At 63.8% G+C, this 13359-nt stretch carries 13 protein-coding genes and 1 pseudogene; 12 read left to right on the forward strand and 2 right to left on the reverse strand.

From position 1 onward, the window contains the following. The first annotated feature begins 51 nt into the window (after positions 1 to 51). Positions 52 to 1398 carry a M20/M25/M40 family metallo-hydrolase gene (locus AM2010_RS04630; RefSeq protein WP_047806082.1) on the forward strand — a complete coding sequence of 449 codons (1347 nt, stop codon included), beginning with the start codon at positions 52 to 54 and terminating at the stop codon, positions 1396 to 1398. Between the two features lie 21 nt (positions 1399 to 1419). After that, positions 1420 to 3690, forward strand: a complete 2271-nt coding sequence (gene rnr / locus AM2010_RS04635; protein ID WP_236699406.1) for a ribonuclease R — start codon at positions 1420 to 1422, stop codon at positions 3688 to 3690. 3 nt (positions 3691 to 3693) lie between these two features. Here the strand turns inward: rnr and AM2010_RS04640 are convergent, their stop codons facing one another. After that, positions 3694 to 4482, reverse strand: a complete 789-nt coding sequence (locus tag AM2010_RS04640) for a helix-turn-helix domain-containing protein (RefSeq protein ID WP_047806084.1) — start codon at positions 4480 to 4482, stop codon at positions 3694 to 3696. Positions 4483 to 4590: 108 nt separating this feature from the next. Between AM2010_RS04640 and AM2010_RS04645 the strand changes: the two genes are divergently transcribed. Next, the gene (locus tag AM2010_RS04645) at positions 4591 to 4983 is read left to right on the forward strand and encodes a hypothetical protein (RefSeq protein WP_150115233.1); all 393 of its coding nucleotides are present in this window, start codon (positions 4591 to 4593) and stop codon (positions 4981 to 4983) included. On the opposite strand, the gene AM2010_RS04650 is transcribed toward AM2010_RS04645, so the two are convergent. Continuing rightward, a complete protein-coding gene (locus AM2010_RS04650; RefSeq protein WP_047806086.1) occupies positions 4976 to 5428 on the reverse strand; it encodes a universal stress protein in 453 nt (150 codons plus the stop codon). The genes AM2010_RS04645 and AM2010_RS04650 overlap by 8 nt on opposite strands. A gap of 119 nt (positions 5429 to 5547) precedes the next feature. Between AM2010_RS04650 and AM2010_RS04655 the strand changes: the two genes are divergently transcribed. The 9 genes and pseudogenes from AM2010_RS04655 to AM2010_RS13695 all read left to right on the forward strand — a co-directional run bounded on the left by AM2010_RS04655 (position 5548) and on the right by AM2010_RS13695 (position 13247). Continuing rightward, positions 5548 to 6840, forward strand: coding sequence for a pyruvate dehydrogenase complex dihydrolipoamide acetyltransferase (locus tag AM2010_RS04655; protein WP_047806087.1), 1293 nt, complete (start codon positions 5548 to 5550; stop codon positions 6838 to 6840). Between the two features lies 1 nt (position 6841). Continuing rightward, positions 6842 to 7243 carry a hypothetical protein gene (locus AM2010_RS04660; protein ID WP_047806088.1) on the forward strand — a complete coding sequence of 134 codons (402 nt, stop codon included), beginning with the start codon at positions 6842 to 6844 and terminating at the stop codon, positions 7241 to 7243. 3 nt (positions 7244 to 7246) lie between these two features. Further along, on the forward strand, positions 7247 to 7636 hold the full coding sequence (locus AM2010_RS04665) for an acyl-CoA thioesterase (RefSeq protein WP_047806089.1): 390 nt from the start codon (positions 7247 to 7249) through the stop codon (positions 7634 to 7636). Positions 7637 to 7731: 95 nt separating this feature from the next. Beyond that, positions 7732 to 9144, forward strand: a complete 1413-nt coding sequence (gene lpdA, locus AM2010_RS04670; RefSeq protein ID WP_047806090.1) for a dihydrolipoyl dehydrogenase — start codon at positions 7732 to 7734, stop codon at positions 9142 to 9144. A 137-nt stretch (positions 9145 to 9281) separates the two neighbouring features. Beyond that, positions 9282 to 11144, forward strand: coding sequence for a monovalent cation:proton antiporter-2 (CPA2) family protein (locus AM2010_RS04675; RefSeq protein ID WP_047806091.1), 1863 nt, complete (start codon positions 9282 to 9284; stop codon positions 11142 to 11144). Positions 11145 to 11263: 119 nt separating this feature from the next. After that, positions 11264 to 11422: a hypothetical protein gene (locus tag AM2010_RS14150; protein WP_156178707.1), complete on the forward strand. Its 159-nt coding sequence runs from the start codon at positions 11264 to 11266 to the stop codon at positions 11420 to 11422. Between the two features lie 174 nt (positions 11423 to 11596). Continuing rightward, positions 11597 to 12136, forward strand: a complete 540-nt coding sequence (locus AM2010_RS04680) for an RNA polymerase sigma factor (protein ID WP_053043915.1) — start codon at positions 11597 to 11599, stop codon at positions 12134 to 12136. Further along, positions 12123 to 12281, forward strand: a pseudogene (locus AM2010_RS14510) (FecR/PupR family sigma factor regulator); the annotation flags it as partial. The gene AM2010_RS04680 and the pseudogene AM2010_RS14510, both read left to right, overlap by 14 nt. Before the next feature lie 27 nt (positions 12282 to 12308). Further along, complete coding sequence (locus AM2010_RS13695) at positions 12309 to 13247, forward strand: FecR family protein (protein ID WP_244881992.1); 939 nt, start codon at positions 12309 to 12311, stop codon at positions 13245 to 13247. Positions 13248 to 13359 lie beyond the last annotated feature (112 nt).

Below are 13359 nucleotides of genomic sequence, written 5' to 3' on the forward strand. Positions count from 1 at the left end.
GAAGGGCGCTTCCCCTTGCAATAGATCGGATTGCCCGCATAACTGCGCGCCATGCGCAAACTCGTCCCGTTCGTCGCCCTCCTGCTCGCCGCCCCGCTGAGCGCGCAGGACCATCCCGCCGACAGCGTTTCGGAAGAGCGCCTGCGCAGCGATGTGGAAAAGCTGGTGAGCTTCGGCACGCGGCATACGATGTCGGCGCAGGACGATCCCGAACGCGGCATCGGTGCTGCGGTCGATTGGGGGCTCGCGGAATTCGAACGGATTTCGGCCCGCTGCGGCGGCTGCCTGACGGTGGTCGCGCCCGAACGCATGGTGGAAGGCAATCGCATCCCGCGCCCGACCCGCCTGCGCAACGCCGTGGCGATACAGCGCGGGACGGAGCGGCCGGACGAGGTGGTAATCGTTCAGGGCCATATCGACAGCCGGGTCAGCGACGTGATGGATTTCACCAGCGACGCCCCCGGTGCGAACGACGATGCTTCGGGCACTGCCCTGGTCATCGAAGCGGCAAGGGTGCTCTCGCAACGCCAGTATCCGACGACCATCGTTTACGCCCTGCTCTCGGGTGAGGAGCAGGGCCTCTACGGCGGCCGCCTGCTTGCAGACTATGCGAAAGAGCAGGGCTGGACGGTCAAGGCCGTGCTCAACAACGACATCGTCGGCGGAACCTGCGGGTCGGACGGCTATTGCGACGATGGCCATGTCCGTGTCTTTTCCGAAGGCCCGCGGGCCGATCTGACCGCTTCGATCCGGGCCGATCAGCGGCGCAATGGCGGGGAAAACGACAGCCCGGCGCGCAACCTTTCACGCTGGCTGGATACATTGGCGGAACAAACGCCCGAAGGGCTCGATGTTCGCCAGATCTGGCGGACCGACCGGATGGGGCGCGGCGGGGATCAGATCCCCTTTCTGGAGCAGGGATATCCCGCCATCCGTTTTTCCGTCGCGGTCGAGGATTACGATCACCAGCACCAGGATCTGCGGACCGAAGACGGCGTTGTTTATGGCGACACCGTGGACGAGATGAATTTCCCCTACCTCGCCAAAGTCACGCGGCTGAACGTTCGCGCGCTCGACAAACTGGCCCATGCGCCGCTGCCGCCGGCACCGAGTGCGGAAGCGGCAGTGCAGACGTTCACCGCGCTATCCTGGGACGAGGTGCCGGGCGCCACCGGCTACACCATCTGGCATCGCCGCACCGATGAACCCTATTGGCGCGACGAGCCCCTGATCGCGAACGTCGTCGCCACCAGTGCCAGGCTGGAGGGTGTGCGGGGCGACGACTGGATATTCGGGGTCAGCGCACGGGCCGCGGACGGTTCGATGAGCCCGGTGGCCAGCGCCGTTCCCGCCGGCGCCTTCGCCCCCATTCCTGCGGCAGAGGATGACAGCGACTGATCGCGCCCCCATATGGCAGACATGCAACGAAACACACATGGTCTGCCCACGCGAGAGCAGATCCTCGAATTCATTCAGACGTCCGACAAAGTTGTCGGCAAGCGCGAAATCGCCAAAGCCTTCGGCCTCAAGGGGCAGGAGAAGATCGCGCTCAAGAAGCGCCTGAAGGACATGGCCGAAGAAGGCCTGATCGACGGCAAGAAGACAGCCTATCACCGCATGGGCGGCGTGCCCAAGGTAACGGTGCTCCGCGTGATGGAGATCGAAGATGGCGAACCGTTCGCCATCCCCGATAGCTGGCAGCCCGACGATGCAACCCCGCCGCCCCGGCTGCGGGTGATCGAAGGCAAGAAGGGCAAGGGCCGCCATCCCGCCCTGAAAGTCGGCGATCGCATTCTTGCCCGCACCGAAGAGGCAGGGCGTGGGTGGAAGGCCCACGTCATGAAGAAGCTGCCCGCCCGCACCGAAGGGTTGATGGGCGTTGTCGAAATCGACCGCAGCGGGAAGGGCTGGCTGGCGCCGGTCGACAAGCGGGTGCGCAATTCCTCCCCCATTTCCGACCTTGGCGGGGCGGAGGAAGGCCAGCTCGTGCTGGCCGAACCGAACGGGCGCAGCCCCCGTGCCGGCGTGAAAGTGGTCGAAGTGCTGGGCGATCCGCTCGCGCCGAAGAGCTTTTCTCTCATCGCCATTGCGAAACACGGCATACCGCACGTTTTCCCGGATTCGGCGATCGAGGAAGCGAAGCGTGCGGCGAAGCTTCCGCTCAGCGAAGACAAGCGCGAGGATCTGCGCCACCTGCCGATCGTCGCGATCGACCCCGCCGACGCTCGCGATCACGATGACGCGATCTGGGCCGAACCCGACGGGGAGGGCGGCTATCGCGCGCTGGTGGCGATTGCCGATGTCAGTTTCTACGTCCGTCCGGGCGGGGAACTGGACCGGGAGGCGCGCAAGCGCGGCAACTCGGTCTATTTCCCCGATCGCGTGGTGCCGATGCTGCCCGAAGTGCTGAGCGCCGACGTATGTTCTTTACGGCAGGACGAAGATCGGGCGGCGATGGCCTGTCACTTGCGCATATCGCCGGAAGGCAAGGTGACGAAGTGGCGCTTTACCCGCGCGACCGTGCGCATCGCCCACAATATCGCTTACGAAGATGCGCAGGCTGCGATTGATGGCGGGGATGCGCCCGAACACCTGCAGCACCTCTGGAACGCCTGGAAGCAGCTGTTCGATGCGCGCAACCAGCGCGATCCGCTGGAACTGGAATTGCCGGAGCGGCAGGTCCGGCTCGACGACGAAGGAAAGATTGCCGAAATCGCGGTCCGCGAACGGCTCGACGCGCATCGCGTGGTCGAAGATTTCATGATCGCCGCCAACGTCGCGGCGGCGAAGGCGCTGGAGAGCAAAACGGCCCCGGTCGTCTATCGCGTCCATGAACCGCCGAGCCGCGAGAAGCTGGTCGCGCTGAAGGAATATCTCGCCACATTCGGTCGTTCGATGGCGTTGGGGCAGGTCATCACGCCGGGGCTGTTCAACCGAATGCTCAAGGACGTGACCGACGAAAGCGAGAAAGCGCAGGTCATGGAAGCTGTGCTGCGCACGCAGACGCAAGCCTATTACGGCCCGCAGAATGCGGGGCATTTCGGGCTGGCGCTCGGTTCTTATGCTCACTTTACTTCGCCGATCCGGCGCTATGCCGACTTGCTGGTGCACCGCGCGCTGGTGGATGCATTCGGGCTCGAACAGCCCCGGCCTGCCGGCGACCTTCCGCCGGGCAGCGGCCTTTCCGACCGCGACCGGGAAGATCTGGCGAAAGTGTCCGATGCCATCAGCCAGGCCGAACGCCGCGCGATGGAAGCGGAGCGGGACACAATCGACCGCTATGTCGCCGCCTGGCTTTCGGGCCGTGTCGGCGAAACGTTCGACACGCGCATCACCGGCGTCCAACCGTTCGGATTCTTCGCCACGATCGAGGGGATGGGCGGTGACGGTCTGGTCCCTGTCTCCACGCTTGGGTCCGAGTATTTCGGGTACGACGAGGCCGCGCAAACGCTGGTCGGATCGGACAGCGGCACGCGCTATGCGCCCGGTGACCGGCTGAAGTTGCGTCTGGGCGAGGCCAATGCGCTGACGGGCGCGCTGAAGTTCGAAATTCCCGATGGGGATAGCCGGATCGAACCTCGCGGCGAACGACAGGCACCGCGCAGTCGGCAAGGCGGCCCAAAAGGGCAGGGCAAGCGCGGCAGGCCCGGCAATATCCGGCACCAGGGACGCGGCAAGAAGAAGCGCTGAGGCTTACTGCGCGCGCATGGCGTTGAGGATGGCGCGCGACTGGCTGTCCGCTGGAAAGAACGCCTCTATCGCCAGTTCCGACAGGGTGAGATCGACCGGGCTGCCAAACACGGTAGTGGTCGATATCAGCGACAGGCGTCCCTGCGGCAGATCCAGCACCAGCGGAACGGCAATCGCCTGCCCGCTGGCCCGTGGCGGCGGGCCGGGCGTGCGCGGATAGGGCAAGGCGCGCAATTCGGCTTCCAGCGCGATCAGAACGGGATCGCCGCTGGCATCGATCTGTGCGCCCAGCCGGGCCAGCAGGTGCGCGCGCCATTCGGGGAAGTTTGTGATCCTGGGGGCGATGCCCCGGGGATCGAGCGCCAGCCGCAGGACATTTACCGGCGGTTCCAGCAAATCCGCCGCCGTGTCCGCCAACAGGGGCGCCATCGCCGCATTGGCGTCGACCAGGTTCCATGCCCGGTCGACGGCGATCGCCGGATAAGGTTCGTGTCCCGCGAGCAGACGCTGCACGATCTCCCGCGCTTCACCCAGTTGCGGATCGTCCAGTGGCCTTTCCTGATGGGCCGGGGCGTAACCGGCGGCGATGCGCATGGCGTTGTGGGCGCGCATGGGCATCGCCAGTTCCTGCGCCAGGCGATCGACCACGGTCGTGCTGGGGGCGCTGCGCCCGGTTTCGATGAAACTGAGGTGGCGCTGCGATATCTCGCTCGCCAGCGCGAGATCGAGCTGGCTGATTTTTCGCCGCGTTCGCCATTCGCGCAGCATTGCGCCGAGGGGGGCCTGTTCCATGTCGCAAGACCTATCCCCACTGCCGTGCGAAAGCCATTACCTGTGGGGTAATCGACTTGCCGCACGCCGACTGCGACGAAGGCGCCGCCAACCAACGGAGTCAGGCTGATGCGAAATATCTCACTTAGAAATGCGCTCGTTCTCGATGCGGCGAGCTGTGCGTTGTTCTTCGCGCTTTGCGCCGGGGCCACTGCGGCCGTCGCCGGGATACTGGGGCTTCCCGCCATGATCGTCGCCGCTGCAGGCTGGATATGCCTTCCCGTCGCGATCTTGCTGGCCTTCCTGGCGATTCGACCGGTCCGGCCGCTGCTGTTGCTGGCCGCGATTGGGAACGCGGGCTGGGTGCTGGCCAGCCTTGCCGTATGGCTGACGCATTTCGGCGATCTGACGGTTGCCGGACACGTCGTGATCCTGGCTCAGGCGATTGCGGTGGAGCTGTTCGTGATACTCGAATGGCGAGGCTGGAAGCAGCTCGGCGGGCAATCCGCGACAGCTAGCTGAGTTCGTCGATCGCTTCGATACTCAGGCCGCCGGGTATCACGAAAAGAGGGCAGGGCAGCGACCCGGAATGCGCAGAGAAATGCGTGACCAGCGGGCCGGGCCCGCCCTCTGGCGCGGAGCCGAGCACCAAGGCGGCCACTTCCTCGTGATCGGCCAGATAGTCCTTGATCACGGCCTGGCCTTCGCCGACCCGGACGGCGATCGTGGGCATTCTGCCGCTTTCGGAATAGAGGTTGCCCGCCGCGCTGCTGGCCATCACCTCCGCCCGGTCGCGCGCTTCCTGTTCGATCGTCGCCTGGACGCCGCCGAATGCGTTGAAGCTCTGCGGCTGAACCAGCGCCAGAATATGCACTGCGCCGCCAGTCGCCTGCGCACGCCGCGCGGCGTACCGCAGCGCTTTGCGTGCTTCTTCGGTCTCGTCCATGATCACGAGATAGACCCGCATGTGCTCTCCTCCGACCCTTGCGGGTATCCGATGAAATCGTATTCCACGCAAGGACCTTGCCCGCGCGCGCCAAATTGGCCAGAGCGGGCGCGTAATCTCGCGAGGACCCGACGTAAACCATGCCCACACCGATCAAGATGCCCGCCCTTTCGCCGACGATGGAAGAAGGCACGCTCGCCAAGTGGCTCGTGAAGGAAGGGGACGAAGTCAGCGCCGGTGACATCATGGCCGAAATCGAAACCGACAAGGCCACGATGGAATTCGAAGCGGTCGACGAAGGAACGATCGTCGCCATCGAAGTTCCCGAAGGAACCGAAGGCGTGAAGGTCGGCACCGTTATCGCGACACTGGCCGGCGAAGACGAGGACCCGGAAGAAGCCAAGGCTGCCGCTGCTTCGGAAACGAGCGCGAAACCGGCCGAAAGCGAAAAGCAGGAACCGGCCCCGGCGAAGACTGCGGATAGCGGCGACAAGGGTCCCGAGAAGCAGACCAGGACCCCCACTGCCCCGAAGCCGGACGGAGACCGGGTGATCGCTTCACCGCTGGCGCGCCGCATTGCCGAACAGAAGGGCGTCGATCTCGCCGCGATAAGCGGCAGCGGCCCGAACGGCCGCATCGTCAAGGCGGATGTCGAACAGGCCGACGCCCCTGCAAAAACCGGAAGCGCAGCGCCTGCCGCCGAGAAGAAGGCCCCTTCCGCCACGCAGCAGAGCGACTCCGGTGCGCCGTTCGAAGAACTCAAGCTCAACAACGTGCGCAAGGTCATCGCTCGCCGCCTGACGGAAGCGAAGCAATCCATCCCGCATATCTACCTGACGGTGGACGTGCGGCTCGATGCGCTGCTGAAACTGCGCGGCGAACTCAACGCCAGCCTCGAAGCCGATGAGATCAAGCTGTCGGTCAACGATCTGCTGATCAAGGCGCTGGCGCGCGCGCTGGCGCGGGTGCCGCAGTGCAATGTCAGCTTCCAGGGCGACACGCTGCATCAGTACCAGCGGCAGGATATCTCCGTCGCGGTCGCTGCGCCGAGCGGGCTTATCACCCCGATCGTCACCGACGCCGGGCGCAAGGGGCTGGCGCAGATTTCCACGGAGATGAAGGAACTGGCCGGCAAGGCGCGCGACGGCAAGTTGCAGCCGCATGAATACCAGGGCGGCACGGCCAGCCTGTCGAACCTCGGCATGTTCGGAACCAAGCAGTTCGATGCCGTGATCAACCCGCCGCAGGCGATGATCCTGGCCGTCGGGGCGGGGGAGAAGCGCCCGCATGTGATCGACGGTGCGCTGGGCGTCGCCACGATGATGACCGCCACCGGCAGCTTCGATCACCGCGCAATCGACGGCGTCGACGGCGCGAAACTGATGGACGCTTTCCGTCAACTGGTGGAAAACCCGATGGGATTGCTGGTCTGACGTGGGCCTGCTGCCTGCCATAGCCCTCGCGCTTCAGACGGTCGGCCCTCCCGCGCCGGACGCCGCCCCGGTCAGTGACGTGCGCGTGCCGATGATCGGGCTGGAAGGTCCCGCGCTCGACGCCTGTGGCGGAATTGCCCGCATCGCCACCTACGATGGCGAGGAACCGGTGCGCGAGAGGCCCGAGGCCGGCGCCCTGGAAAGCGATACCCTGCCGCACCGCGCGCTCGTGTGGCTATGCGATGCGGAAGGGGAGTGGCAGGGGATCGTCTATCCTTCCGGCGAATTTCAGGACCTCGGCGATTGCCGGGTGAGCAGCCCGATTGCGGAAAGCCGCCCCTACGACGGACCCTGCCGCCACGGATGGGTCATGGCGGCGAACCTCCAGCTGGTGGCGGGATAGACGATGGCCAGCGAACGCGAACCGATGATCCGCGTCACGGCCATGCCCGCCGATACCAACCCCTATGGCGGGGTGTTCGGCGGCTGGCTGATGAGCCAGATGGCTCTGGCCGCAGGGTCGCTGGCCAGCCGTGAGGGGCAGGGCAAGGCCGTGGTCGTATCCGCCACCGACTTCGCCTTCCCCGGCGCAATGGCAGTGGGCGACGAACTGTCGGTCTATTGCGAGATTGCAGCGAGGGGCAACACCTCGCTGACCATCATGGCCGAGGCGATTGCGCGCGAACGCAACGGCGAATCGGTCAGGCGAGTAGCGCAGGGCACTTTCAAGTTCGTCCTGCTCGATGAAAACGACCGTCCGCGTGCCGCCGCGCAATCCGAAAAAGTTTCCACCTGAGGTAGTCCTACAGCGCCCGATTTTTCACTTTCCTACACCGCCATGCTTGTGAAAGTGACCGGACGCGCCAAGAAATTCGTGAGGCAATTCGACCAATGGCTGACAAGAATTACGACGTTATCGTGCTCGGTTCCGGCCCCGGCGGCTATGTCGCGGCGATTCGCGCGGCGCAGCTTGGCCTCAAGACCGCGATCGTGGAGCGCGAGCTGCTGGGCGGGATCTGTCTCAACTGGGGCTGCATCCCGACCAAGGCCCTGCTGCGGTCGGCGGAAATCTTCCACTACATGCAGAATGCCGGCGACTACGGGCTGAAGGCGAAGGAGATCGAAGCCGACCTGGAAGCCGTGGTGAAGCGCAGCCGGGGCGTTGCGAAGCAGCTCAATCAGGGCGTCACGCACCTGATGAAGAAGAACAAGATCGCCGTGCACATGGGGGAAGGCACGCTGACCGGTCCCACCAGCCTGACCGTAAAGGGCGAAAAGGGCGAGGAGAAGCTGAGCGCGAAGCACGTCATCGTGGCGACTGGTGCACGGGCGCGCGACCTGCCTTTTGCCGAGGCCGATGGCAAGCGCATCTGGACTTATCGCCACGCGATGACGCCGCCCGAAATGCCGAAGAAGCTGCTGGTTATCGGTAGCGGCGCGATCGGTATCGAGTTCGCAAGCTTTTACAATGATATGGGCGCCGATGTTACGGTCGTCGAAATGCTCGACCGCGTCGTTCCGGTCGAGGACAAGGACGTTTCCGCCTTCCTCGAAAAGTCGCTGACCAAGCAGGGCATGACGATCATGACCGGCGCGGGCGTGGAAGACATCAAGGTGTCCGGCAGCGGCGTGAAGGCCAAGATCAAGGCGAAAGACGGCAAGGTCACCGAAACCGACTTCACCCATTGCATCGTCGCCGTCGGCATCGTGCCCAATACCGAGAATATCGGGGTCGAGAAGCATGCCGAACTGGATCGCGGTTTCATTCAGATCGATCCTTATGGCCGCACGAAGACCAAGGGGCTGTGGGCGATCGGCGATTGCACCCCAGGCCCGTGGCTGGCGCACAAGGCCAGTCACGAAGGCGTCGCCGCCGCCGAAGCGATCGCGCAGGAACTGGGCAACAAGGATATCCATCCGCATCCGCTGGATCGCAACAACATCCCCGGCTGCACGTATTGCCATCCGCAGATTGCCAGCGTCGGCATGACCGAGGCGAAGGCCAAAGAGGCCGGGCACAAGGTCAAGGTCGGCACATTCCCATTCATCGGCAACGGAAAGGCGATTGCGCTGGGCGAGGCCGATGGCTTCATCAAGACCGTGTTCGACGCCGGAACCGGGGAACTGCTGGGCGCACACATGATCGGCGCAGAAGTGACCGAGCTGATCCAGGGCTACACCGTCGGCAAGACGCTGGAGACGACCGAGGCCGAACTGATGCAGACGGTCTTCCCCCATCCGACCCTGTCGGAAATGATGCACGAAAGCGTTCTGGGCGCTTATGGTCGGGCGCTGCATATCTAGGTCTTCACAGGCCCCTATCCCGAGTCCCGGCGATGGCTGAGACTAGGGTGAAGGCGAAAGACCTCGTAAATGCGGTTTGAGATCCCGGCCTCGCTGGGACTCGCGGCGGCGGCAGCAACGGGCGAGAGTGAGACGATATGACCGGTTTTCTGATCCTCGCTTTCGTCATCATGGCCGCAGGCGTTATTGCAGTGCCCCTGGCCACCCGGTTCGGGCTGGGTTCGGTGCTGGGTTATCTCCTTGCCGGCATGGCGCTCGCGCCGGTGCTGTCGACGCTGCGCGTCGATGTCGAAGCCTTGCAGGTCTTCGCCGAATTCGGCGTCGTCATGATGCTGTTCATCGTCGGCCTCGAACTCGAACCCAGGAAGCTGTGGGAAATGCGCCGGCGGCTGCTCGGGCTGGGCGGGGGGCAGGTGATCGTCACCTCGCTGGTGCTGGCGGGCGCCATGTATCTCGTCGGCGAACAATGGCGCACGGCGCTTGCCATCGGCATGATCCTGGCGCTTTCGTCCACCGCGATCATCATTCAGACCCTGACTGAAAAGGGACTGTTGAAGAGCGAAGGGGGCGAAGCGAGCTTTTCCGTCCTGCTGTTCCAGGACGTGGCGGTTATCCCGATTCTTGCGATCCTGCCGTTCCTCGCGCTGCCCGAGCTGGCAACGGCTGCCAGCGCCGCCGTGTCGGAGGCAGGGCACGGGCATGGCGGAATCGATCTGACCGAAGGAATGCCCGTCTGGCTGTCGGGTCTGGTCACGCTGGCGGCGGTCGGCGCGGTCGTGTTTATCGGCACCTATCTGACACGGCCGGTCTTCCGGTTCATCGCCGCAGCGCAATTGCGCGAGTTGTTCACTGCCGCCGCGCTGGTGTTCGTGATCGGGATCGCCCTGCTGATGACCCTGGTGGGGCTGTCGCCGGCGCTGGGCACGTTCCTCGCCGGGGTGGTTCTGGCTAACAGCGAGTACCGGCACGAGCTGGAAAGCGACATCGAACCGTTCAAGGGCCTCTTGCTGGGCCTGTTCTTCATAACGGTCGGGGCCGGAATTGATTTTGCGCTGGCGATTGCGAACTGGGGCACGGTCCTGGTCGGCGCGGCGGTGGTGATCGCGGTCAAGATTGCCGTTCTCGCGATTATTGCGCGCATCGCGGGCATTCGGCGGCAGGCCGCCTGGCTGTTCTCGCTCAGCCTGGCACAGGCGGGCGAGTTCGCGTTCGTCCTGATCGCCTTTGCCGTGGCCAACTTCGTGCTCGACCGCGAAACGGCCGACATGCTGCTGTTGATCGTGGCGCTCACGATGCTGGTGACGCCTTTGCTGTTTATCGCATACGACAAGCTGATCGCGGCGGCCTATTGCCGGGGCGAGGGGCGCGATGCGGATACGATCGACGAGGACAACCAGATCATCATCGCCGGCCGCGGCCGGGTCGGCGGCATCGTCGACCGTATGCTCGATGCCGCCGGCTATCGCGCCACTGTGATCGATTACGATTCCACCCATCTCGAACATCTCAAGAAGTTCGGGGTGAAAAGCTATTTCGGCGATGCCACGCGGCCCGATCTGCTCGCGTCCGCCGGGATAGCGCGGGCGAGCCTGCTGATCGTCGCCCTCGACGAGCGGGAGCAGATCGACAAGCTGGTGCGCTATACCATCAAGAACTTCCCGCATGTCCATGTCGTCGCACGCGCGATCGACCGCGATCACGTCTATCAACTCTGGGCGATCGGATGCCGCGATGTCGTTCGCGAGACATACGACGCTGCCCTGCGCATCGGCCGCTCCGCTTACGAGGCGCTGGGCGCCGACAGGCAGGCAGCCAATGCCATGCGCGACGCGTTCGAGGATATGGATCGCACGTCCATGCGCGAGGTTGCAGAGCTGTACCGCGAAGACGTGCCGGCCTGGGACAACGAACCGTTGCTGGCAAAAGTCAGGGAACTGCGCGCCGAATGGGACCCCAAGCTGCGCGAGATGATGGATGACATTATCGCTATGGGCCATTGATCCCCGCAGACTGGACGCCCGCCCACACCTGCGCCTCACCGGAAATTACGGGCAATCGGGCGCATCGGACAGACCGTTTCAACGCGGCGGACGTTTCTCTCCCGAAAAGGAGAGGCGCGATGGAGTACGAAATCGGCGACGACCCCCAGGGCGAACGCGACCACAGCGACGCCGATCGCACCGGCGGGCTGCGGGAAGACTGTCTGTTGCAGCATCGTAAGGCCACGAGAAGGCGCTATTCAGGAGCCCGGCGCCCGGTGGACAGGCAGGCTTTCTGAGAGTCAGCCGGGCGAGTGCACGAGGTGAAACGGCCGGCCGAACCTTGCCTTGCAATCGCCTTTGCCGTTATCAGCGCCATGCAATTTGTCGATTGCGGTCGGATGTGACGTTCTCAGGCCTTCCGAATTGTCGACATAGGCCACGGGAGTAGGGCCGAAGATGGGGGACTGGCCTTGAATTCCGGATCGGGCGCGAAAGGCGAGCTACCGCAAGACGACGATGAGTTGTTTCGCAGTTATCGCCTTCCCTTGCGCGCCTTCTTCGCGCGCCGACTTCGATCGCTAGAAGAAGTCGATGACCATGTGCAGGAGGTTTTCTGTCGGCTATACGCGCTCGATAATTCGAAGCGACCCGAAAATCCTCAGGCGTATGTTTTTCAGGTCGCCGCCAACCTGTTGCGCGATCGCGCGCGGCGGAGTGCAACGCGCGATGCCTTCACCCGCCAACACGCGTTAGAAAATGCCAATAAGTTTGAGGAACTTTCGCCTGAACGCGTCTTACAGGGGAAGCAGGCGGTCAAAGCATTGCGCGCCGCGCTGGGGGAATTGCCACCGCGCACGCGCGCAATTTTCCTCCTGCATCGATTTGAAGGGTACAAGTATCGCGAGATTGCCAGGCGTCTCGGCATTTCGACCAGTTCGGTGGAAAAGCATATGATGTCTGCAATCAAGCACGTGTTCGCGCGTATGGGAAAGTCCGATGACCAGAACTGACCCAACAGCCGCCGCGGGAACAGCTGCGGCAGAAGATCGCGCAGCCGAGTGGCTGGCGCGGCTGCAGGCGGAAGACTGCTCAAGCGAGGATTGGCGGCGGTTCTGCGACTGGCGCGACGCCGATAGCGGCAATGAAGCCGTCTTCGCGCGCTATGCCCAGGAATGGTCAGCGTTGAGCGAACTCGGCGAGGATTCAGAGATCGTGAAGATGCGTCTCGAAGCCCTGGCGCTGGAGCGTGATACGGCGAGCCGGCCGTGGCTGATGTCGGCAGCCGCCGGCATCGTCCTGTTCCTCGCAGTAGGATTGGCGGCACTGTCATTCTGGCCTGAATGGAATGCTGAGCCCGGCGAACCCCAGATTGCCGTCGCCGACCAGACCGGCGTCGATATCGCTAACGGACAATCGGTTCAGCGCGAGTTGGGGCCCGATAGATTTGTTCAAAGCTATCGCAGCGCAATCGGACAACGTTCGAAAATTGACCTGCCCGATGGTTCTACAATCGAACTGAATACCGATACCGTCGTGGAAGTTGCATATACGCCGCAGCGACGCGAATTTCGGCTGCTTCGCGGCGAGGCGCTGTTCGATGTCGAGCGCGATCCGAGCCGGCCGTTCGTCGTCAACGCCGACGATGATCGCGTGATCGCTTTGGGGACAGTGTTTTCGGTACTCAAACGCTCAGGCGAAGTGGTGGTTTCGCTGATCGAAGGTGAGATCCAGGTCGATCGCATGGCGGATGCAGACAGAAACGCAGGCCGACCCGTCCGTTCCGCGAGGCTCGAAGCCGGCCAGCAACTCGTATCCACCAACGATCGGGAAGGTTTCCAGGTTTCCGCGCTCGACAGGGACAGGGCGCTTGGTTGGCGGACGGGGCGGCTGGTGTTCGATGGTGATCGTCTGGGCGACGTAGTAGAAGATCTCAATCGATACACCGTGCGCAAGCTTTCCATAGGCGACCCGGCGCTGGCGGATATGCGCGTCAGCGGAACCTTTCGCACGGGTTCGGCCGAAGTCTTTGCCAAGGCTTTGGTCGTCGTTCTTCCCGTCACGACCTCGGTCGATCCCGCGAACGGTTCTATTGTTCTGCAGGCTGCACCGGGAAACCCGTGAGGATGATGGGGGCGGGACTACGGATCGCGCAATTTTCTACGTGTAGCATTGCTTTGTGACATTTTTTTGAGGTAAGTTTGGTGCCGCGCGTCTTAACCTTTCGCCGGCTTCA

This window comes from Pelagerythrobacter marensis (assembly GCF_001028625.1).
GTDB classification, from domain to species: Bacteria; Pseudomonadota; Alphaproteobacteria; order Sphingomonadales; family Sphingomonadaceae; genus Pelagerythrobacter; species Pelagerythrobacter marensis.